Here is a 20,735-nt window from a genome sequence, read left to right on the forward strand (position 1 = left end):
CGGTTCGGCCCCCGCAAGCCGATGATCTGGGGGGCGAGCATCGTCGGACTCGCCTGCCTCGCGCTCGTGCCGACCAACCTGCTCGTCGGTCAGTACGAGGTCCTCGCGGTGATCGCCTACGCGCTGTTCGGGATCGGCCTTGCGTTCTACGCGACGCCGTCGACCGACGCAGCCCTGTCCAACCTGCCGCCGGCGCAGGCGGGGGCCGGCGCGGGCATCTACAAGATGGCCTCGTCCCTCGGCGGGGCGATCGGTGCGGCGATCTCGCTGACCATCTTCACCTCGTTCCTCGGCTCAGGGGTGTCGATCGTCGGTGAGCTGCTGGTGACCCAGGGGATGCACGAGAACGAGGCGGTCCGCCAGGCAGGCATGGTGACCTTCCTGTTCAACCTCGTCCTGGCGCTCCTCGCGATCATCTCGATCGTCGCGACCGTGCCCAAGGGTCGCAAGTACAACGACGACTGACCACCGACTGTCCCCGAGCGCGGGCTTCGTGCCGGTGCTCGGGGACAGTGCCGTCTGCCTGGAGGGCACCCGCATGACAGGAGCGCACGTCGTCCTGGCACTGGACCTGCTCGGTACGGTGACTTTCGCGCTGAACGGTGCCCTGACGGCGACCCGTCGCGTCCGGCTCGACATCGTCGGGGTCCTCGCCCTCGGGGTGGTCACCGCGATCGGTGGGGGACTGGTCCGCGACGTCCTGCTCGGCGCCACGCCGCCCGCAGCGCTCGAGCACTGGTACTACCTCGCGGCCGCCGGAGCAGGCGCGATGGCCGCGTGGGCGATCGCCCGACCGCCGCGTGCGCTGCACCGGGTGATCGTGGTGCTGGACGCCATCGGGCTGTCGGTCTTCGCCGTCGCGGGCGCCCACAAGGCCATGGAGCTCGGGCTCCAACCCGTCGCCGCGATCATCATGGGTGCCATCACGGCTGTGGGCGGGGGAACCCTGCGCGACGTGCTCGTGGGCGACGTGCCGTCCGTGCTGACCAGCGAGCTGTATGCCATCCCCGCGCTGGTGGGCGCCGCAGTGGCGGTGGTCGCCGGCGGCGTGACCCACCACACCGCGCCCGCGGCGGTCGTCGGCGCCGCGCTGTGCTTCGCGATCCGGTTGGTCGGAGTTCGCTTCGACCTGCATGCGCCGGCCCGCGAGCCGCGTGGGCCCCGCAACGGGTAGATGGAACCCCGCGCCGGAGTCGGCGCCGGTCACATCGGTACGGGGCACGTCGTCCCGAGACGTCGAGCTGCACGCGAAAGCGGATGCTCATCCCATCGCGCTCGTCACAGCGGTACGCAAGTACCGCCGCCTGCACGCCCGCCACACGGGGGGAGGGGGCTTGACCCCTGCGGGTGGACACGCGGGCCGAGCATGATCGTCTCGCTTGCGATGCACCTGCGATGCGGAGTCGCATCTGACCAGGTCAGACGTGTGCCCCGAGTGGGATTCGAACCCACACTGGATCGGGTTTGAGCCGAACGCCTCTGCCGGTTGGGCTATCGGGGCACTGCCGCCCGGAGCGCCCCGGACGGCGGGCGGTGAAGGTCGGCGCGAGGCCGCCCCGTCCGACGCGTAGGACGTTCTGCACCAGCCCGGCGACCTCGGCACTAGGCTAGCGCGCGTGACCACGAAGGATGCTCCGCAGAACAACGACCCCGAGGCGACGTCCGTCGCGGCCATCCTCAGCGGTGCGGTGCCGGCCGCACCGGCCCCCGCGCCGAAGGGTCGCCCCGCCCGGCGGGCCGTCGTCGCCGAGGACGAGGCACTCATCCGCATGGACGTCGTGGAGACGCTGCGCGAGGCCGGCTTCGACGTGGTGGGGGAGGCCGGCGACGGTGAGACCGCCGTGGCGCTGGCGATCGAGCTGCGCCCCGACATCGTCGTCATGGACGTCAAGATGCCCGTGATGGATGGCATCACCGCCGCGGAGAGGATCGGCAAGGAGCACGCCGCACCCGTCGTGCTGCTCACGGCGTTCTCGCAGTCCGAGCTCGTCGAGCGGGCCCGCGACGCCGGGGCGATGGCCTACGTCATCAAGCCCTTCACCCCCGCGGACCTGCTGCCCGCCGTCGAGATCGCGATCTCGCGGTACAGCCAGATCTCGGCGCTCGAGGCCGAGGTCGCGGACCTCGCCGAGCGCTTCGAGACCCGCAAGCGGGTCGACCGGGCCAAGGGCCTGCTCATGACGAAGATGGGCCTGACGGAGCCGGAGTCCTTCCGGTGGATCCAGAAGACGTCGATGGACCGCCGTCTCACCATGCGTGAGGTCGCGGACGCCGTCATCGAGCAGGTCGGCGGCGCCGACTCCTGACCCCCTGCACGCACGACGCCCGGTCCTCCCCGAGGGCCGGGCGTCGTCGTCGTGCCCGGTCGGGACCTTGGTCACAACTGCGCAACGGGCGGTTTTGATACATCCGATGTCACACTCCGGACACACTTCGGGGGTACGTTTCGCTGCACAGTCCCTCCGCCGGGTGTGCCAGCCACCCCGGTACGGGAGATCCGTGCTCAGTAGATGGGGTGTACCGCCTGAAGAGATCCACCCACGCAGTCCGTGCCGCAGCACTCGTCGGTGCCGTCGCGCTCGCCCTGACCGCCTGCGCGAGCAGTGCCGCAGAGGAGCCGGCTGAGGAGACCACCGAGGAGGCAGCGAGCGAGGCGTCGCCCCTGCTCGTCGGCTCGATCCTCCCGCAGACCGGTTCCCTCGCCTTCCTCGGCCCGCCCGAGATCGCGGGCGTCAACCTCGCGATCGACGAGATCAACGAGGCCGGCGGGGTCCTGGGCGCTGACGTCGAGCACATCGCGGCGGACTCGTCCGACGCCGACCACGCGGAGGTCGCGACCCAGTCCGCGACCGACCTCATCGGTCAGGGCGTCTCGGTGATCATCGGTGCGGCGTCCTCGGCCGTGACGCGCAACATCGTCGACGACATCACCAACAACGAGATCGTCCAGATCTCGCCGGCGAACACCGCGACGGACCTCTCGGGCAAGGACCCGTTCTACTTCCGCACGGCGCCGTCCGACCTCATCCAGGGCGCGGCGCTCGGCAACCTCATCCTCAACGACGGCTACAGCCGCGTCGGCGTCCTCGTCTTCAACGAGGACTACGGCACCTCCCTGCGCGACGTCCTGCAGGGCGTCCTCGAGGGTGCCGGCGCCGAGATCACCTACGGCACGGAGGGCGAGGAGTTCGACCCGACCTCGACCAGCTTCGCCGACCCGGTGACCGCGGTGCTCGCGACCAACCCCGAGGCCATCGCCGTCATCGCCTTCGACCAGACGAAGTCGATCGTGCCGGAGCTCGCGGGTGCGGGCTTCGACACCTCGAAGCTCTACTTCGTCGACGGCAACCTGTCGGACTACAGCGCCGACCTCGCCCCGGGCACGCTCGAGGGCGCCCAGGGCACCCTGCCGGGTGCCTTCCCGGACGACGCGTTCCAGGAGCGTCTGCTCGCCATCGACCCTGAGCTCAAGGACTTCTCCTACGCGGCCGAGTCGTACGACGCCGTGATGCTGGCGGCGCTCGCCGCCGTCAAGGGCGGGGCGACCGACGGTCCGACCATCCAGGCCAACATGGCCGCGGTGTCCGGTGTCGACGGGGGCACGGAGTGCTCTGGCTTCGTCGAGTGCATCGAGCTCATCGAGGCCGGCGAGGAGATCGACTACGCCGCTGTCTCGGGTGCTGGTCCGTTCAACGAGAACAACGACCCGTCGTCGGCGTTCATCGGGATCTACCAGTACGGCCCGGAGAACACCTACACCTGGATCAAGGCGGAGCAGGGCTCCCTCTGATCTGACGCGGTGACGACGCAGGCCCGGTGGGACGTCCGTCCCCCGGGCCTGCGGCGTGCCCGGGTGGTGCCACCACGGAGACCACTGCGGCGCGCCCCGGGAGCACGACGGCGCCCCACGGCTCGGAAGAGCGGTGGGGCGCCGTCGTGCGGTGCTGCGGCTCAGGACGCGGCGGCGTCCCGCTCGGCGTTCTCGACGTCGGTGGCCAGGGTGCCCAGGTACAGCTCGATGACCTTCGGGTCGTTCATCAGCTCGCGGCCCGGCCCCGAGTAGGCGTTGCGGCCCTGGTCGAGCACGTAGCCACGGTCGCAGATCTGCAGGGCGCGCCGGGCGTTCTGCTCCACGATGACGATCGACACACCCGCCTTGTTGATCCGCCGGGTGCGCAGGAAGGCCTCGTCCTGGCGCACCGGGGACAGGCCGGCCGACGGCTCGTCGAGCAGCAGCACCGACGGGTCCATCATGAGCGCTCGCGCCATGGCGACCATCTGCCGCTCGCCGCCGGACAGGGACCCGGCGCGCTGCTTGCGGCGGTCGCCCAGGGTGGGGAAGAGGTCGACGATCCGCTCGAACTGGGGGGCGAAGCGCTTGGGCTCAGCGAAGCAGCCCATCTGGAGATTCTCCTCGATGGTCAGCGAGGGGAAGACGTTGTTGTTCTGCGGCACGAACCCCACGCCGCGGCGCACCAGGCTGTCTGCGCGCTTGTTGGTGATGTCCTCGCCCTCGAGGCTCACCGAGCCGGAGCGCACGTTGACCAGCCCGAACAGGGCCTTGAGCAGCGTCGACTTGCCCGCGCCGTTGGGCCCGATGATCCCGATGAGCTCGCCGGGGTAGAGCGTCAGGTCGCAGCCGTTGAGGATGTTGACCCCCGGCAGGTAGCCGGCCACGAGGTCGCGGGCAGCGAGCAGCGGCTCACCGGTCGCCGGGGCGCCCTTCGGGCGGTCGACGGTGGGCGTGGTCATCGGGCCTCCTCCGGCCGGTCGGGGTCGGTCTCGAGCAGGGAGTCGTCGCCCAGGTCGGTGTCGTGGTGCGCGCCCAGGTAGGCGTCGATGACGGCCTGGTCCTTCATCACCGTGGTCGGCGGGCCCTCGGCGACGTTGCGCCCCTCGGCCATGACGACCACCCAGTCGGAGATGTGCCGGACCATGTGCATGTCGTGCTCGACGAACAGCACGGTCATGCCCTCGTCGCGCAGCGCCAGGATGTGGCCGAGCAGCGACTGGGTCAGCGCCGGGTTCACGCCGGCCATCGGCTCGTCGAGCATGATCATCGTGGGCTTCGTCATGAGGGCCCTGGCCATCTCGAGCAGCTTGCGCTGCCCGCCGGACAGGCTCCCGGCGAAGTCGTCCCGCTTCTCGAGCAGCTTGAAGCGCTCGAGCAGCGACTCGGCCTGCTCGGTGATCTCGCGCTCGCGTCGGGTCCACAGGGGCGGCACGAGCGCACGGAAGAGGTTCTCGCCCGGCTGGTCGACGGCGCCCAGCCGCATGTTCTCGATGACCGTCATCCGGTTCAGCGCCTTGGTCAGCTGGAACGTGCGGACCATGCCCGCACGGGCCACCTTCGCGGCCGGGACGCCGGCGAGCGAGCGGCCCGCGAAGGACCACGTGCCGGCGCTGGGCTGGTCGAACCCGGTGAGGAGGTTGAACAGCGTCGTCTTGCCGGCGCCGTTGGGGCCGATGAGCGCCGTGATCGCCCCGCGCTGCACCTCGATGTGGTGCACGTCCACGGCGGTCATGCCGCCGAACCGGCGCACGACGCCGTCGGCCACGAGGATCGGGTCCGGCTTCGCCGCGCCCGGGAGGTGCTCGACGCCCGCCAGGGCGACGGCGGGGGAGACGGCAGGGGCGGAGGTGTCAGCGGACATTGATCGCCAGCTCCTTCTTGTCGCCCATGATCCCCTGTGGTCGGAAGATGACGAGCAGCATCAGCGTCAGGCCCACGAGGATCCAGCCCAGCATGGCGATCTGCTCGGTGCGGAGCACGGTCTCGGGGACGATCTCGCGCAGGAAGATCGTGACGAACGCCAGGACGGTCCACAGCAGCACGGAGCCGAGGACCGGGCCGAACACCGTCGCGGCGCCGCCGAGCAGCAGGATGGTCCAGACGTAGAACGTCATCGGGCGGCCCATGGAGTCCGGCTGGACGGCCCGGGGGAGCACGTAGAGGATCCCGCCCAGGGCGCCGAACACCCCGCCGAGCACCAGCGCCTGCATCTTGTAGGAGTAGACGTTCTTGCCGAGCGAGCGCAGGGCGTCCTCGTCCTCGCGCACGCCCTTGAGCACGCGGCCCCACGGGCTGCGCATCCAGCGCCACATCACGAAGCACGCCAGCGCGACCACGGCCCACGCCACGATCCGCAGCCACCAGCTGTTGGACAGGTTGTTGGAGTAGGACCACGGCCCGATCTCCGTCGTCCCGTCCGGGAACGGGGACAGGGACTGGAAGGACTCCTTGAACGGGTCCCCGGCGATCCCCGCGTTGCCGCCCGTCAGCCACGTCAGCGACGTCGAGCGCCCGATGATGCGGACGATCTCCGCCGCCGCGATGGTGACGATCGCCAGGTAGTCGCCGCGCAGCTGGAGGGTGGGGATGCCCAGCAGCAGGCCGAAGAGCATCGCTGCGGTGACGGCGACGAGCACCGAGGCCCACAGTGGCCAGCCGGCGGTCGCGCTGATCGCGAAGCCGTAGGCGCCCAGCAGCATGAAGCCCGCCTGGCCCATGTTGAGCAGGCCGGTGAGCCCGAAGTGCACGTTGAGGCCGATCGCGGCCAGGGCGTACGCCGCGGTGGTCGGCGCGATGACCGCGTCGGCCACGGCGTTGAGGATGCGGGTCCAGTCCATGTCCCGGGTCCTTCCCTTAGCCGACCCGCTCCGCGCGGCCCAGGATGCCCTGGGGACGCACGAGCAGGACGATGATGAGGATGAGCAGCGCGCCGGCGTAGCGCATGTCGGACGGGATGACGAGGCTCGACATCTCCGCGATGAGCCCGATGACGAGCGAGCCGGCCAGCGCCCCGTAGGCCGTGCCGAGCCCACCCAGGGTCACGGCGGCGAACATGAGCAGCAGGATTGTGCCGCCCATGTTCCAGCTGGTCGAGTTGAAGTACAGCGGGATGAGCACGCCGCCCAGCGCCGCAAGGCCGGTCCCCGCGGTCCACACGAGGCGGATGATCCGCTCGACGCTGATGCCAGAGGCCGAGGCCAGGGCCGGGTTGTCCGAGACGGCCCGCGTCGCCCGGCCGGTGCGGGTCCCGACGAGGAACCAGGCGACGCCGACGAGGGTCACCACGGCGATCACCGCGGAGATGAGCGACTGCTGCGAGACGATCACCGGCCCCAGCTGCACGGGAACCGGGTTGTCGATGACGATCCGCAGCCGGCCGCCGCCGAAGAAGAACTGGAACGTGTACTGCAGCACCATGGAGAAGCCGATGGTGACGATCATCTGCTGCGTGTTGCCCACCCTGCGCCGCCGCAGGGGGTGCCAGATGCCGGCGTCCTGCAGCCAGCCGGACGCCGCGCCGAGCGCCACGGCCACGACCCCGGCCGCGACGAGCGGCAGACCCAGCGCCTGCGTCCCGACGTAGGCGAGGATCGCGCCGAGGGTCACCTGCTCGCCGTGGGCGAAGTTGCTCAGGCCCGTGGTGCCGTAGAGGAGCGAGAGCCCCACGGAGGCCAGCGCGAGCAGGATGCCGAAGATGAGGCCGTTGACGGCCTGCTGCGCCACGCGGCCGCCCGTGATGGCCGTGCCGCCGTCGCCCTCGGCGTCGGGGGTCGCGTCGGGCGCGGCGGTCCCGTCCGACGTCGGCTCGGACCCGCCGGTGGTCGGTTCGCCCAGGGGGAAGAGCGCCGCGGCCGTCGCCCCGAGCGCGACCGTGACGGTCCGGGGGTTGCTCGCCGGGTCGCGCAACGTCTCGCCGGCCGGCAGCGTCGCCACGTCGACGAGCACGGCGTACTCACCGGCGGACGTCACGGCGGCGGCCCAGCGGCCGTCGGCGCCGGTCACCGCCGGGACCTCGTCGCCCTGCCCGGTGATCGTCAGCGCGATCCCCGCGGCCGGGTCCCCGGCCGCGGTGCGGATGGTGCCCCCGACACAGCCCGTGTCCGGTGCCGGTGTGCACCCCTGTGCACCCCTGCGTGGCGGCCGCGGCGCCGGGCACCCCGAGTGCGAGAAGCCCGAGGAGCGCGAGGGCGGACGTGGCGATGACGCGGCGCGCTCGGGTCGTCCGACCCGTCGCGTGCGTCGAAGGGGGGGCCGTTCGTTGCACCGTGGGCCTCCGTCCGGGGTCACGCGCTGGGCGTGGGGCTGATCGGTCGTGCGCACCAGCACGGCCGTACCGCGACATGCCTGGTGGGCCGGGTAGGGCGACGATAGGCACCGGATGTGTCGCGCGGGTTTCGCGCCACGCCACACCTTGGCATCGATCGTCATCCGCGGACACCCGGCGGGGCGGGCCGGCCGCAGTTCACACGTCCGTGGACGCCGAGCGACTTCCGCTGGCCGGGCGAGACCGTTATCGTTTCGTCATTCGGCCCGGCAGCGGAACCCCCCATCGCGCGCCGCCAGGTCCAGCTCAGAAGGAGGACCGTGTGCGTCCCGGCATCGAGGTGCGGCCTGCGGAACCCCAGGACCTGAACCCGCTCGCGGACCTGTGCCTCACGGCCAGGGCGGAGTCGTCGGTCGGCTCGCAGGTCTGCACGGGCGAGGCGGCAGACCTCGCCCACCAGCTTGGTGCACTGGCCACGGCCCCGGGCGGCACGGTGCTCGTCGGCCTTATGGACGGCGCGCCTGTCGGTCTCCTGCTCGGCAGGGTCGTCGGTCCCAACCCGTTCACCGACGAGACGAGCCTCGCCGTCGAGTCGCTCTACGTCGCACCTGATCACCGGCGTCGCGGCGTCGGGCATGCCCTCATGACGGGTGCGGCGGGCCTCGCGACGGAGGTCGGCGCCGAGCACGTCTACGCGGCGCCCATCCCGGGCGCGCGCGGTATGCAGCGGTTCTTCGTCCAGCTGGGGTTCGCCCCGGCGGCGGCGCACCGCGTGACGACCACGGCGGCGCTCCAGCGGCGGCTGGCGCAGGACGTCGTGGGTGTCCCCGGGCGTCGTGCGGCCCCGCGCGGGCTGGAGGACCTCATCGCCCGGCGGCGTCAGTCCCGCGCGGCGACCGGCGAGGTACCCGTCGTGGCGCCCGCCGAGCCGGTCGAGCCGCCCACGCGGCGGTCGATCAGCATGCACGTCAGGCGAGCCGTGCAGACCCGTCGCGAGGTCGAGTCCTCCACGACGACCTCGTAGGTCGCCGTGGTGCGCCCCAGGTGCAGGGCTACCGCGCGGCCCGTGACGAGGCCGGACTGCGCCGAGCGGTGATGGGTGGCGCTCACCTCGATGCCGACGGCGTGACGCCCGGGGCCCGCGTGCACCATCGCGGCGAACGAGCCCAGGGTCTCCGCTAGCACCACGGAGGCCCCGCCGTGCAGCAGGCCGTACGGCTGGGTGTTGCCGTCCACTGGCATGGTGCCGACCGCCCCGTGCGCCGAGACCTCGAGCACCTCGATGCCCATCCGGTCGATGAGGGTGCCGGTGGTGGAGGTGCGCACGGCGTCGAGCACCGCGTCGGGAGCGGGCGTCGGGACGCTCGGGTGGGTGTCGGTCATGGCCGCTAGGTTGGCACCCGTGAGCGACCTGGCGCGACCCCGACCCCTTCTCCTGCTCATCGACGGGCACTCGATGGCGTACCGGGCGTTCTTCGCGCTGCCGGTCGACAACTTCGCCACGACCACCGGTGAGCCCACCAACGCGGTCTACGGGTTCACCGCGATGCTCGCCAACCTCCTGCGCGACGAGCGGCCCACCCACGTCGCGGTGGCCTTCGACGCCGGCCGCGTGACGTTCCGCACCGAGCGCTACCCCGAGTACAAGGGCACGCGCGACGCGACCCCCCAGGAGTTCAAGGGCCAGGTGCCCCTCATCCGCCAGGTGCTCGAGAGCCTGCGCGTGGTGGCCCTGGATCAGGCGGGCGTCGAGGCCGACGACATCATCGCCACCCTCGCGTTCGAGGCGGTCGAGGCGGGGATGGACGTGCTCGTCTGCACCGGGGACCGCGACGCGCTGCAGCTCGTCGGCCCGTCGGTGACCGTGCTCTACCCGCGCAAGGGCGTCTCGGACCTCGTGCGCTACACGCCGGACGCGGTCATGGAGAAGTACGGCGTCAGCCCGGTGCACTACCCGGACCTCGCGGCGCTCGTCGGCGAGTCGAGCGACAACCTGCCGGGCGTGCCCGGGGTCGGGCCCAAGACGGCCGCCAAGTGGATCGCGACCTACGGCGACCTCGACGGTGTGCTCGCCGCAGCGCCGTCGATCCCCGGCAAGGTGGGTGAGAACCTGCGCGCGCACCTGGACCAGGTGCGGCTCAACCGCGAGCTCAACGCGCCGGTCACCGTGGAGCTGCCCGTCGACGTCGCCGGCCTCGCCGTGCGGACGTGGGACCGTCCGGCGATGCACGAGGTGTTCGACGCGCTGCAGTTCCGCACGCTGCGCGAGCGCCTCTTCGCGATGGTGCCAGAGGAGGGTGAGCCGGCGCAGGACGTCGAGCTCGAGGTCGCGGCCGTCGAGCGTGGCGGCCTCGAGGCGTGGCTGACCGCGCACGGCCCGGGGACCGTCGCCGTCGAGGTCGACGGCCGCGGGACGCCGGCCGGCGGGGACGCGTGGGCGCTGGGGCTCAGCGCCGTCGCCGGGCACGCCGTGAGCCTCGACCTCACCGACCTGGCGCCGCAGGACGAGGCCGCGCTGGCCGCCTGGCTCGCGGATGCCGGGCGCGCCAAGGCGCTGCACGGTGCCAAGGACGCGTGGCACGCGCTGGCGGGGCGCGGCCTCGCCCTCGAGGGCGTCGCGTTCGACACCCTGCTGGCCTCCTACCTGTGCCACCCCGACCAGCGGGCCTACGACCTCGGTGACCTGGCCGTCCGGCACCTGCACCGCGACCTCCGGACGCAGGAGGCCGCCGACGACGGCCAGGGCGCCCTCGACCTCGACCTCGACGGCCGGTCCCAGTCCCAGCGCGCCGGGGTGCGCGCTGCCGCCGTCGCCGAGCTCACCGAGGTTCTGGCGACGGAGCTCGCTGACCGCGGCTCGCGGCACCTGCTCGACGACGTCGAGCTGCCCCTGGTCCCCGTGCTCGCCCGGATGGAGCGCGCCGGCATCGCCGCCGACGTCCCCTACCTCACCGAGCTGGAGCGTGAGTTCGCCGCCGCCGTGGCCGATGCCGCGGCCGAGGCGTACGCCGTCATCGGCAAGGAGGTCAACCTCGGCTCGCCCAAGCAGCTCCAGGAGGTCCTGTTCGACCAGCTCGGCATGCCGAGGACCAAGAAGATCAAGACGGGCTACACCACCGACGCCGCCGCGCTGACGGACCTGTTCGAGCGTACCGAGCACCCGTTCCTCGCCCACCTGCTGGCCCACCGTGACGCCGCGCGGCTGCGCCAGACCGTCGAGGGGCTGCTCCGCTCCGTCGCTGCGGACGGTCGCATCCACACCACGTTCCAGCAGACCATCGCGGCCACCGGCCGGCTGTCCTCGACGGACCCCAACCTGCAGAACATCCCGATCCGCACCGAGGCCGGCCGTCAGATCCGGCGCGCGTTCGTCGTCGGCGAGGGGTTCGAGACGCTCCTCACGGCCGACTACAGCCAGATCGAGATGCGGATCATGGCGCACCTGTCCGGCGACGCCGGGCTCATCGACGCCTTCCGTTCGGGCGAGGACCTGCACGCCTACGTCGGCTCGCGCGTGTTCGGCGTGGCGACCTCCGAGGTGACGTCGGCGCAGCGGTCGAAGATCAAGGCGATGTCCTACGGGCTGGCCTACGGGCTGTCCTCGTTCGGCCTTTCCAAGCAGCTGAACATCGCCGTGAGCGAGGCCGCGACCCTCATGGAGGACTACTTCGCACGGTTCGGCGGCGTGCGGGACTACCTCGCGAGCGTCGTCGACGAGGCGCGCCGCACCGGCTACACCGCGACCATCCTGGGGCGCCGCCGCTACCTGCCCGACCTGACGAGCGACAACCGCCAGCGGCGCGAGATGGCAGAGCGGATGGCGCTCAACGCCCCGATCCAGGGCAGCGCCGCCGACCTCATCAAGGTCGCGATGCTCGGCGTCGAGGGGCGGCTGCTCGCCGAGGGGCTGCGCTCGCGCATGCTCCTGCAGGTCCACGACGAGCTGGTGCTCGAGGTCGCCCCCGGGGAGGTGGGCCGCGTCGAGGAGCTCGTGCGCGCCGAGATGGGCGCGGCGGCCGACCTCCGGGTGCCCCTCGAGGTGTCCGTCGGCACCGGCGCCTCCTGGCACGCGGCGGGGCACTGAGCGGCGGGCCGGCACACCGCGGTGCCCAGGGCCGCGGGGGGACCAGCCCTCAGGCTCGCGCGCGGCACACGAAGATCGCCGTGCCCGGGAGCAGGCGTCCGCGCACGGGGCCCCAGCCGCCCCAGGTGCGCTCGTGCCCCTCGGGCCAGGCCGGCTCGACGAGCCGTTCGAGGCGGAGCCCCGCGCCGACGACCTCGGCGACGTGGTCCCCGAGCGTGCGGTGGTACTCCGCGTACTCGACGGCTCCGGCCGCGTCGGTCTCGACGTAGGGCGTGCGGTCGAAGTACGACCGGATCGCGGTGAGGCCGCGCTCGGACGGGTCGTCAGGGAACGCCCACCGGACGGGGTGCGTCACGGCGAACACCCATGCGCCGCCGGGCCGCAGCACACGGGCGACCTCGGCGTGCACGGCCGCGGCGTCCGGGACGAACGGCAGCGCCCCGAAGGCCGTGAAGGCGATGTCGAACGTGCCGTCGGCGAACGGCAGCCGCCGCGCGTCGGCCTGCACCATCGGCACCCGGACCCGGGTCTGCGCGTCGAGCGCGATGCCGGCCTCGAGCATCCCGACGGACACGTCCGTCGCGACCACGCGCGCCCCGCGGCCCGCCAGCCAGCGGCTGCACTGCGCGGCGCCGGCGCCGACCTCGAGGACGTCCAGCCCGGCGACGTCGCCCAGCAGCCGCGCGTCGTCCTCGCGCAGTCCCTCGGGGCACCAGCAGAAGTCGGCGGGGCCGAGGAACGTGCCGTGCTCCGCGAGGTACTCGGCGGCGTTCGCGTCCCACCACCCGCGCGCGGCGGCGCCCCCGACGTCGTCGGGCACCGGCGAGAAGCCTGCGCGGTCGAGCGCGGACGGCATCGGACCTCCCGGGTTCGTGAGGGCCTATCGTCCCAGATCGCCCGGAACGGCTTTGACCCACCGTTGGGCCCGCGCCTAGGATGTCCGGCGGTGCGGTACGTCCCGCGCCAGGTCGTGCGTGCCGGCAACGGACCCGCCCGGCCGTCCGGCACGTCCCCGCACGTCAACGCTGCGCCGCAGCACGGCACCACTCCCTGTCCGCACTATTCCCTGTCCGCATCGGAGCTCGAAACTCAATGACCATCTCCACCCCAGCGAAGTCGGCTGCACCCCAGGTCGCCATCAACGACATCGGCTCGAGTGAGGACTTCCTCGCCGCGATCGACGCGACCATCAAGTACTTCAACGACGGCGACATCGTCGAGGGCACCATCGTCAAGGTGGACCGCGACGAGGTGCTCCTCGACATCGGCTACAAGACCGAGGGCGTCATCCCCTCGCGCGAGCTGTCGATCAAGCACGACGTCGACCCGGACGACGTCGTCTCGGTGGGTGACGTGGTCGAGGCCCTGGTGCTCCAGAAGGAGGACAAGGAGGGTCGCCTCATCCTGTCCAAGAAGCGCGCGCAGTACGAGCGCGCCTGGGGCACGATCGAGAAGATCAAGGAGGAGGACGGCGTCGTCACCGGCACCGTCATCGAGGTCGTCAAGGGCGGCCTCATCCTCGACATCGGCCTGCGCGGCTTCCTGCCTGCCTCCCTCGTCGAGATGCGTCGCGTCCGCGACCTCCAGCCGTACGTCGGCAAGGAGATCGAGGCCAAGATCATCGAGCTCGACAAGAACCGCAACAACGTGGTGCTCTCGCGCCGCGCGTGGCTGGAGCAGACCCAGTCCGAGGTGCGGCACACGTTCCTCAACCAGCTCACCAAGGGCCAGATCCGCAAGGGTGTGGTTTCGTCCATCGTCAACTTCGGCGCGTTCGTCGACCTGGGCGGCGTGGACGGCCTCGTGCACGTCTCCGAGCTGTCCTGGAAGCACATCGACCACCCGAGCGAGGTCGTCGAGGTCGGCCAGGAGGTCACCGTCGAGGTGCTCGACGTGGACTTCGACCGCGAGCGTGTCTCCCTGTCGCTCAAGGCGACGCAGGAGGACCCGTGGCAGGCCTTCGCCCGGACGCACGCCATCGGTCAGGTCGTGCCCGGCAAGGTCACCAAGCTCGTCCCGTTCGGTGCGTTCGTGCGCGTCGAGGACGGCATCGAGGGCCTCGTGCACATCTCCGAGCTGGCCGTGCGCCACGTCGAGCTGCCCGAGCAGGTCGTCAACGTCGGTGACGACACCTTCGTCAAGGTCATCGACATCGACCTCGACCGCCGCCGCATCTCGCTGTCGCTGAAGCAGGCGAACGAGGGCCTCGACCCGACCAGCGAGGACTTCGACCCCGCGCTGTACGGCATGGCTGCCGAGTACGACGACAAGGGGAACTACAAGTACCCCGAGGGCTTCGACCCGGAGACCAACGAGTGGCTCGAGGGCTTCGAGTCGCAGCGTGAGCTGTGGGAGGCGCAGTACGCCGCCGCCCACTCGCGCTGGGAGTCGCACAAGAAGCAGGTCGCCGAGGCCGCTGCGGCCGACGCCGACGCCGCATCCGGTGCCGACAGCTCGAGCTCGTCCAGCTCCTCGGCGAGCAGCTACTCCTCGGCCCCGGTCGAGGAGGCCGCCGGCACCCTCGCGTCCGACGAGGCCCTGGCCGCGCTGCGCGAGAAGCTCACGGGCAACTGACTCACCGCGCCCCGGCGCACCGCACGTCCCGAAGGGCCGGTCCACGGACCGGCCCTTCGGCCGTCCCCGACGCGGATACCCTCGGCTCATGGGACACAGGGCGATCACCTGGCCGGCGCACCCCGGGGTGCTGCGCGTGGGGCTGACCGGTGGCATCGGGGCGGGCAAGTCGGTCGTGGCAGGGCGGCTGGGGGCGCTGGGCGCCGCGGTGGTCGACCATGACGTGCAGGCGCGAGCCGTCGTCGCTGCCGGGTCCGACGGACTCGGGGCCGTGGTGGCGGCCTTCGGGGGCGGGGTCCTCACCGAGGACGGCGACCTGGACCGCACCGCGCTGGGCGAGGTCGTCTTCGCGGACCCCGCCGCGCGGGCGACCCTCAACGGGATCGTGCACCCGCGCGTCTTCGATGCCGCGCGGCGGGCCGAGGCTGATGCGGTCGCGCACGGGCACCGCGTCGTGGTGCACGACATCCCGCTGCTGGTCGAGACCGGCCAGGCGGGCCACTTCGACGAGCTCGTCGTCGTGGACGCGCCACCCGAGCTGCGCGTCCAGCGGCTGGTCGAGGGCCGCGGGATGCGCACCGGCCAGGCGTGGGCGCGGCTCGCGGCGCAGGCGGACGACGAGGACCGCCTCGCGGCGGCCACGGTGGTCCTGGACGGCTCGGGGAGCGTCGCGGGTCTCGAGGCCCAGGTGGACGCGTTGTGGGCCCGGTGGGCCGCTCCGCGCGACGATGCGCCGGGCCCGGTGGAGGGCACGACGGCGTGAGCGGCGCGGGGCCCGTCCTCGTCACCGGGTTCGAGCCGTTCGACGGGCGACCCGTCAACGCGTCGTGGTCGGCGGTGGAGGCGCTGATGACGGGCTGGCCGGGGCCAGAGCGGCTCGTCGCCGTCCGGCTGCCCGTCTCCTTCCGCGGGGCACGCCAGGCGCTGCGGCTCGCGGTGCGCGAGCACGGCCCGCGCCTCGTCGTGTGCGTCGGGGAGGCCGCCCGGGCGGCGGTGGGCGTCGAGCGGGTCGCGGTCAACGTCATCGACGCGCGGATCGCCGACAACGACGGCTCGGCGCCCGTCGACGTGCCCGTCGTCGCCGGCGCACCCGCCGCGTTCTTCTCGACGCTGCCGGTGCGGGCGTGCGCCCGGGCGGTCGCCGCGGCGGGCATCCCGGCGGAGGTCTCGCCGAGCGCCGGCACCTACGTGTGCAACGCGACGTTCTACGCGCTGGCCCACCTCCTGGCCGACCGGCCCGAGGTTCGCGGCGGGTTCGTGCACGTGCCGCTCACGCCCGAGCAGGCGGGCGCCGGGGCACCGTCGCTGCCGACCTCCGCTTCGGCACGGGCCCTCGCCGCCGTGGTCCGGACGGCCCTCGACCAGCCCTGAGGGGCTGTCGGTCAGGGCCGACCCGCCCGTGTCGGTGCCAGCACGTACGGTTGCACCATGCGTCCCGTCACCGATCTGCAGCGCCGCGTGGCCCCGTTCGAGGTGATCTCGGACTACGTGCCGTCGGGGGACCAGCCCACGGCCATCGCCGAGCTCACGGAGCGGATCCAGGCGGGGGAGAAGGACGTCGTGCTGCTCGGCGCCACGGGCACCGGCAAGTCCGCGACCACGGCATGGCTCATCGAGAAGCTCCAGCGGCCCACGCTCGTCATGGCGCCCAACAAGACGCTCGCGGCCCAGCTGGCCACGGAGTTCCGCGAGCTGCTGCCCAACAACGCGGTCGAGTACTTCGTCTCGTACTACGACTACTACCAGCCCGAGGCGTACATCGCGCAGACGGACACCTACATCGAGAAGGACTCGTCGATCAACGACGAGGTCGAGCGGCTGCGGCACTCGGCGACCACCTCGCTGCTCACGCGGCGCGACGTCATCGTCGTCGCGTCGGTGTCGTGCATCTACGGCCTCGGCACGCCGCAGGAGTACGTGGACCGCATGGTCCGGCTGGCGGTCGGCGACCACGTCGAACGCGACCAGCTGCTGCGCCGGTTCGTCGCCATGCAGTACACGCGCAACGACATCGCCTTCACGCGCGGCACGTTCCGGGTGCGGGGAGACACGGTCGAGATCATCCCGGTGTACGAGGAGCTCGCCATCCGGATCGAGTTCTTCGGCGACGAGATCGAGGCGATCGCCACCCTGCACCCGCTCACGGGCGACGTGGTGCGCACCGAGCAGGACATCTACGTGTTCCCCGCGACGCACTACGTCGCCGGCCCGGAGCGCATGGAGCGGGCGATCACGAGCATCGAGGCCGAGCTCACCGAGCGGCTGGCGACGCTCGAACGGCAGGGCAAGCTGCTCGAGGCCCAGCGGCTGCGGATGCGCACCACCTACGACATCGAGATGATGCGGCAGGTCGGCAGCTGCGCCGGGATCGAGAACTACTCGCGGCACATCGACGGACGCGCGGCCGGCACCGCGCCGCACACGCTGCTCGACTACTTCCCCGAGGACTTCCTGCTCGTCATCGACGAGTCGCACGTCACCGTGCCGCAGATCGGCGCGATGTTCGAGGGGGACATGTCGCGCAAGCGCGCCCTCGTGGACCACGGGTTCCGGCTACCCAGCGCGATGGACAACCGCCCGCTGCGCTGGGAGGAGTTCGTCGAGCGGATCGGCCAGACCGTCTACCTGTCGGCCACGCCGGGCAGCTACGAGCTGTCGCAGTCCGACGGGGTGGTCGAGCAGATCATCCGGCCGACGGGCCTGGTGGACCCCCAGGTGGTGGTCAAGCCGACCACGGGCCAGATCGACGACCTCCTCGAGCAGATCCGGGTCCGCGTGGCCCGGGACGAACGCGTGCTCGTCACCACGCTGACCAAGAAGATGTCGGAGGACCTCACGGACTACCTCCTCGAGCGCGGCGTGCGCGTGCAGTACCTGCACTCCGAGGTGGACACGCTGCGTCGGGTCGAGCTGCTGCGCGAGCTGCGGATGGGCCAGTTCGACGTGCTCGTGGGCATCAACCTGCTGCGTGAGGGCCTCGACCTGCCCGAGGTGTCGCTGGTCGCCATCCTCGACGCGGACAAGCAGGGCTTCCTGCGCTCGGGGACCTCGCTCATCCAGACCATCGGCCGTGCCGCGCGCAACGTCTCGGGCGAGGTCCACATGTACGCGGACTCCATCACCCCGGCGATGGCCCAGGCGATCGACGAGACGACGCGCCGGCGCGAGAAGCAGGTCGCGTACAACGTCGCGAACGGCGTGGACCCGACGCCTCTGCGCAAGAAGATCAGCGACGTCACGGACATGCTGGCGCGCGAGGACATCGACACCGCCGAGCTGCTCGAGGGCGGGTATCGGAACGCCGCGAGGGGCAAGGGCAGGGGCCAGGCGCCCGTGCCGCGGCCGGGTGCGGACACCCCGCGCGCCCGGATGGCAGCCGTCCCGGCCACGGAGCTGGCCGGCCTCATCCACGAGCTCAGCGACCAGATGCACGCCGCGGCGGCCGAGCTGCAGTTCGAGCTGGCTGCGCGGCTGCGGGACGAGATCGGCGGCCTGAAGAAGGAGCTGCGCGACATGCAGGCCGCCACGGCCTGAGCCCTCACCGAGGGCCGTGCGCCGGCGCCCCGGTCGTCATGACCTATGCTCGGGGCCGAAGGGGAGTACTCCCGTCGCAGTGGTGCCGTCAGCACGGAGGGCTTCGTCGCCCTCCCGGTGCCACCGGTCCGGACACCCGGGCGGAGGAGACCTTCGGTACACACCCCGACGTACCGGAGGTACAGCTGTGTCCGTGGAACCCTGGGTCTGGGCCGTCACCCTGCTGGGCGTGCTGGGCCTGCTCGTCTTCGACTTCTACGCGCACGTTCGCACGCCGCACGCGCCGACGTTCCGCGAGGCCGCCGTGTGGTCCTCGGTCTACATCGGCCTGGCGATCGTGTTCGGCATCGGGCTGACGATCGTCTGGGGTGGCGCGCACGGCACCGAGTTCTTCGCCGGGTACATCACCGAGAAGAGCCTGTCCGTCGACAACCTCTTCGTCTTCCTCATCATCATGACGAGATTCGCCGTACCGCGGAACTACCAGCAGAAGGTGCTCCTCGTCGGGGTCGCCATCGCCCTGGTGCTGCGCGGCCTGTTCATCTGGGCGGGTGCCGCCGCCATCGCGCAGTTCTCCTGGGTCTTCTACGTCTTCGGCGCGTTCCTCATCTACACGGCGATCAAGCTCGCGCGTGAAGACCACGACAGCGAGGCCCCCGCCGAGTACCACGAGAACGCCGTCCTGCGGCTGGTCCGGCGGGTCATCCCGTCGACCACCCAGTACCACGGCGACCGGCTCACGGTCGTGGAGAACGGCCGGCGACTCATCACGCCGATGCTCGTCGTCATGCTCGCGATCGGCTCCACCGACGTCCTCTTCGCGCTCGACTCGATCCCGGCGATCTTCGGCCTGACGAAGGAGCCGTACATCGTGTTCACCACGAACGCCTTCGCGCTCCTCGGCCTGCGGCAGCTGTACTTCCTGCTGGGCGGGCTGCTCTCGCGCCTGGTCTACCTGTCGGAGGGGCTGTCGGTCGTGCTCGGCTTCATCGGCGTGAAGCTCATCCTCGAGGCGCTGCACACCAACGAGGTGCCGTTCATCAACGGTGGCGAGCACGTCTCGTGGGCCCCCGAGATCCCCATCTGGCTCTCGCTCACGGTGATCCTCGGCACGCTGACGGTGGCGACCGTGGCCAGCCTGCTCAAGACCCGCAGCGACCGACGCAACGGCGTCGACGAGCAGGTCCCGACCCCGGACGCCTGAGGCGCACCGGCACGGCCCGTGCCGTCAGGCCCAGACCCGCAGCACAGGCTCCCAGCCGCGCACCGTCCGGTCCGCGACGAGCCCGGCGGTCCAGAACGGGTCGGTGTCGAGGAGCGCCACGGCCGCGGTGGCGTCGGGCGCCACGACGAGCAGCAGCGCGCCCGCCGCTCCGTCGGTGTACGGCCCGCTCGCCAGGAGCGTCCCGTCGGCGAGCAGGCCGCCGAGGAAGGCGCGGTGCGCGGGGCGGACCTCGTCGCGCTCGTCGGCCCGGTCGTCGTAGCGGTACTCCACAGCGAAGGTCGTCATGCCGGGATCATCCCGCACCCGTGACGGTCACCAGCCGCGGGCGCGCCAGGCGGGCAGGGCCGGCCGCTCGGCTCCCAGCGTGGTGTCGTCGCCGTGGCCCGGGTAGACCCAGGTCCGGTCGTCGAAGCTGCCGAAGACCCGCTCGTCGAGGTCCGCCATGAGCCGGCGGAACTCGGGCGGGCCGGCGGTCCGCCCTGGCCCGCCGGGGAACAGGCTGTCCCCCGTGAAGAGGTGTGCTCGGCCCGGTACGGCGTCGGGCACCGCGGTCCGGGCCGGCTCCCGGTAGGACAGCGCGACCGAGCCCGGCGTGTGGCCACGGAGCGCGACGACGTCGAGCCGCACCCGTCCCACGTCCAGGGTGTCCCGGTGCCGCAGCACGCGGTCGGCCGGAGCCCCGATGGCGTCGGCGTCTGCCGCGCCGCACGCGTGGGCGGCGCCGGTCCGGGCCAGCACCTCGGCGAGGGCGCCGTGGTGGTCCGCGTGCCGGTGCGTCGTGACCACGAGGTCGAGGGCCGTGCCACCCGTCGCGGCCAGCAGCAGCGCCAGGATCCGCTCCGGCTCGGCGGCGGCGTCGATCAGTGCGCTGCGCCCGCTCGCGCGGCACGTCAGGAGGTAGGCGTTGTTGTCCATGGGCCCGACGGAGAGCTTGTGCACCCGCACGGCGTCGAGCTCGCGCAGCGCCGCCTGCCCGCCGGGGTCGACATGCCCGCTGTAGGTCATGGCACCCATCGTGCCCGGTCCGGGCCGCGGGCGGCGTTCGAACGCTTGTGCGATTCGGCCGGGCGACCTAAGATGCTCCGGTGAACGATCGACTGCGCGTCCAGGGCGCCCGAGAGCACAATCTGCGCAACGTCGACCTCGACCTCCCGCGGGACGCGCTCATCGTGTTCACGGGGTTGTCCGGCTCGGGGAAGTCCTCGCTGGCGTTCGACACGATCTTCGCCGAGGGTCAACGTCGTTATGTCGAGTCGCTCTC

The 20,735-nt window shown here is 71.9% G+C and carries 18 protein-coding genes, 1 tRNA gene and 1 pseudogene; 11 read left to right on the forward strand and 9 right to left on the reverse strand.

From position 1 onward, the window contains the following. Window positions 1–465, forward strand: a 465-nt coding sequence (locus PKY62_RS06805) for an MFS transporter (protein WP_324535955.1), incomplete at its 5' end; no start/stop codon positions are given. Window positions 466–538: 73 nt separating this feature from the next. Continuing rightward, the gene (locus PKY62_RS06810) at window positions 539–1,174 is read left to right on the forward strand and encodes a trimeric intracellular cation channel family protein (RefSeq protein WP_324535956.1); all 636 of its coding nucleotides are present in this window, start codon (window positions 539–541) and stop codon (window positions 1,172–1,174) included. 253 nt (window positions 1,175–1,427) lie between these two features. Here the strand turns inward: PKY62_RS06810 and PKY62_RS06815 are convergent. Further along, window positions 1,428–1,501 (reverse strand) — tRNA-Leu (locus PKY62_RS06815). 172 nt (window positions 1,502–1,673) lie between these two features. On the opposite strand from PKY62_RS06815, the gene PKY62_RS06820 reads away from it, so the two are divergent. Both PKY62_RS06820 and PKY62_RS06825 read left to right on the forward strand, forming a co-directional pair. Further along, window positions 1,674–2,306: an ANTAR domain-containing response regulator gene (locus tag PKY62_RS06820; RefSeq protein ID WP_502875810.1), complete on the forward strand. Its 633-nt coding sequence runs from the start codon at window positions 1,674–1,676 to the stop codon at window positions 2,304–2,306. 209 nt (window positions 2,307–2,515) lie between these two features. After that, the gene (locus PKY62_RS06825) at window positions 2,516–3,790 is read left to right on the forward strand and encodes an ABC transporter substrate-binding protein (RefSeq protein WP_502875809.1); all 1,275 of its coding nucleotides are present in this window, start codon (window positions 2,516–2,518) and stop codon (window positions 3,788–3,790) included. 161 nt (window positions 3,791–3,951) lie between these two features. Here PKY62_RS06825 and PKY62_RS06830 read toward each other — a convergent pair whose 3' ends face one another. From PKY62_RS06830 to PKY62_RS06845, 4 genes are read right to left on the reverse strand one after another with little or no spacing between them, the layout of a single operon-like run. Next, a complete protein-coding gene (locus PKY62_RS06830; protein WP_324535957.1) occupies window positions 3,952–4,752 on the reverse strand; it encodes an ABC transporter ATP-binding protein in 801 nt (266 codons plus the stop codon). Then, complete coding sequence (locus tag PKY62_RS06835) at window positions 4,749–5,654, reverse strand: ABC transporter ATP-binding protein (RefSeq protein ID WP_324535958.1); 906 nt, start codon at window positions 5,652–5,654, stop codon at window positions 4,749–4,751. Before PKY62_RS06835 ends, PKY62_RS06830 begins: the two co-directional genes overlap by 4 nt. After that, complete coding sequence (locus PKY62_RS06840) at window positions 5,644–6,630, reverse strand: branched-chain amino acid ABC transporter permease (RefSeq protein WP_324535959.1); 987 nt, start codon at window positions 6,628–6,630, stop codon at window positions 5,644–5,646. Before PKY62_RS06840 ends, PKY62_RS06835 begins: the two co-directional genes overlap by 11 nt. Before the next feature lie 16 nt (window positions 6,631–6,646). Then, window positions 6,647–7,795 (reverse strand): branched-chain amino acid ABC transporter permease, encoded by a 1,149-nt coding sequence (locus tag PKY62_RS06845; protein ID WP_324535960.1) that lies wholly within the window; start codon window positions 7,793–7,795, stop codon window positions 6,647–6,649. Between the two features lie 338 nt (window positions 7,796–8,133). Between PKY62_RS06845 and PKY62_RS06850 the strand changes: the two are divergent. Next, window positions 8,134–8,799: pseudogene (locus tag PKY62_RS06850) on the forward strand (GNAT family N-acetyltransferase); the annotation flags it as partial. Between the two features lie 137 nt (window positions 8,800–8,936). Here the strand turns inward: PKY62_RS06850 and PKY62_RS06855 are convergent. Then, window positions 8,937–9,440, reverse strand: a complete 504-nt coding sequence (locus tag PKY62_RS06855; RefSeq protein WP_324535961.1) for a hotdog fold thioesterase — start codon at window positions 9,438–9,440, stop codon at window positions 8,937–8,939. Between PKY62_RS06855 and polA the strand changes: the two genes are divergently transcribed. Next, on the forward strand, window positions 9,439–12,141 hold the full coding sequence (gene polA, locus PKY62_RS06860) for a DNA polymerase I (RefSeq protein ID WP_324535962.1): 2,703 nt from the start codon (window positions 9,439–9,441) through the stop codon (window positions 12,139–12,141). The two genes, PKY62_RS06855 and polA, sit on opposite strands and share 2 nt — an antisense overlap. Before the next feature lie 49 nt (window positions 12,142–12,190). On the opposite strand, the gene PKY62_RS06865 is transcribed toward polA, so the two are convergent. Continuing rightward, entirely contained in the window at window positions 12,191–12,997 is an 807-nt protein-coding gene (locus tag PKY62_RS06865; protein ID WP_324535963.1) for a class I SAM-dependent methyltransferase, read from the reverse strand. A gap of 236 nt (window positions 12,998–13,233) precedes the next feature. On the opposite strand from PKY62_RS06865, the gene rpsA reads away from it, so the two are divergent. From rpsA to PKY62_RS06890, 5 genes are all read left to right on the forward strand, one after another. Further along, a complete protein-coding gene (gene rpsA, locus PKY62_RS06870) occupies window positions 13,234–14,715 on the forward strand; it encodes a 30S ribosomal protein S1 (RefSeq protein WP_324535964.1) in 1,482 nt (493 codons plus the stop codon). A 127-nt stretch (window positions 14,716–14,842) separates the two neighbouring features. Continuing rightward, the gene (gene coaE / locus PKY62_RS06875; RefSeq protein ID WP_324535972.1) at window positions 14,843–15,478 is read left to right on the forward strand and encodes a dephospho-CoA kinase; all 636 of its coding nucleotides are present in this window, start codon (window positions 14,843–14,845) and stop codon (window positions 15,476–15,478) included. Beyond that, on the forward strand, window positions 15,475–16,086 hold the full coding sequence (gene pcp, locus PKY62_RS06880) for a pyroglutamyl-peptidase I (RefSeq protein WP_324535965.1): 612 nt from the start codon (window positions 15,475–15,477) through the stop codon (window positions 16,084–16,086). Before coaE ends, pcp begins: the two co-directional genes overlap by 4 nt. A 57-nt stretch (window positions 16,087–16,143) precedes the next feature. After that, window positions 16,144–18,249, forward strand: a complete 2,106-nt coding sequence (uvrB, locus tag PKY62_RS06885; protein WP_324535966.1) for an excinuclease ABC subunit UvrB — start codon at window positions 16,144–16,146, stop codon at window positions 18,247–18,249. Between the two features lie 187 nt (window positions 18,250–18,436). Further along, window positions 18,437–19,453 (forward strand): TerC family protein, encoded by a 1,017-nt coding sequence (locus PKY62_RS06890; protein ID WP_324535967.1) that lies wholly within the window; start codon window positions 18,437–18,439, stop codon window positions 19,451–19,453. 24 nt (window positions 19,454–19,477) lie between these two features. On the opposite strand, the gene PKY62_RS06895 is transcribed toward PKY62_RS06890, so the two are convergent. Continuing rightward, on the reverse strand, window positions 19,478–19,759 hold the full coding sequence (locus tag PKY62_RS06895; RefSeq protein WP_324535968.1) for a YciI family protein: 282 nt from the start codon (window positions 19,757–19,759) through the stop codon (window positions 19,478–19,480). Window positions 19,760–19,786: 27 nt separating this feature from the next. Continuing rightward, window positions 19,787–20,479: an MBL fold metallo-hydrolase gene (locus tag PKY62_RS06900; RefSeq protein ID WP_324535969.1), complete on the reverse strand. Its 693-nt coding sequence runs from the start codon at window positions 20,477–20,479 to the stop codon at window positions 19,787–19,789. Between the last annotated feature and the right edge of the window lie 256 nt (window positions 20,480–20,735).

The sequence above is a fragment of the Actinotalea sp. genome (genome assembly GCF_035443605.1).
Lineage (GTDB): Bacteria > Actinomycetota > Actinomycetes > Actinomycetales > Cellulomonadaceae > Actinotalea.

Coding starts and splice junctions, on each gene's coding strand:
- PKY62_RS06810 (WP_324535956.1), top strand. CDS start 539: ATGACAGGAGCGCACGTCGTCCTGGCACTGGACCTGCTCGGTACGGTG.
- PKY62_RS06830 (WP_324535957.1), bottom strand. CDS start 4,752: ATGACCACGCCCACCGTCGACCGCCCGAAGGGCGCCCCGGCGACCGGT.
- PKY62_RS06835 (WP_324535958.1), bottom strand. CDS start 5,654: ATGTCCGCTGACACCTCCGCCCCTGCCGTCTCCCCCGCCGTCGCCCTG.
- PKY62_RS06840 (WP_324535959.1), bottom strand. CDS start 6,630: ATGGACTGGACCCGCATCCTCAACGCCGTGGCCGACGCGGTCATCGCG.
- polA (WP_324535962.1), top strand. CDS start 9,439: ATGGCCGCTAGGTTGGCACCCGTGAGCGACCTGGCGCGACCCCGACCC.
- PKY62_RS06855 (WP_324535961.1), bottom strand. CDS start 9,440: ATGACCGACACCCACCCGAGCGTCCCGACGCCCGCTCCCGACGCGGTG.
- PKY62_RS06865 (WP_324535963.1), bottom strand. CDS start 12,997: ATGCCGTCCGCGCTCGACCGCGCAGGCTTCTCGCCGGTGCCCGACGAC.
- rpsA (WP_324535964.1), top strand. CDS start 13,234: ATGACCATCTCCACCCCAGCGAAGTCGGCTGCACCCCAGGTCGCCATC.
- uvrB (WP_324535966.1), top strand. CDS start 16,144: ATGCGTCCCGTCACCGATCTGCAGCGCCGCGTGGCCCCGTTCGAGGTG.
- PKY62_RS06895 (WP_324535968.1), bottom strand. CDS start 19,759: ATGACGACCTTCGCTGTGGAGTACCGCTACGACGACCGGGCCGACGAG.
- PKY62_RS06900 (WP_324535969.1), bottom strand. CDS start 20,479: ATGACCTACAGCGGGCATGTCGACCCCGGCGGGCAGGCGGCGCTGCGC.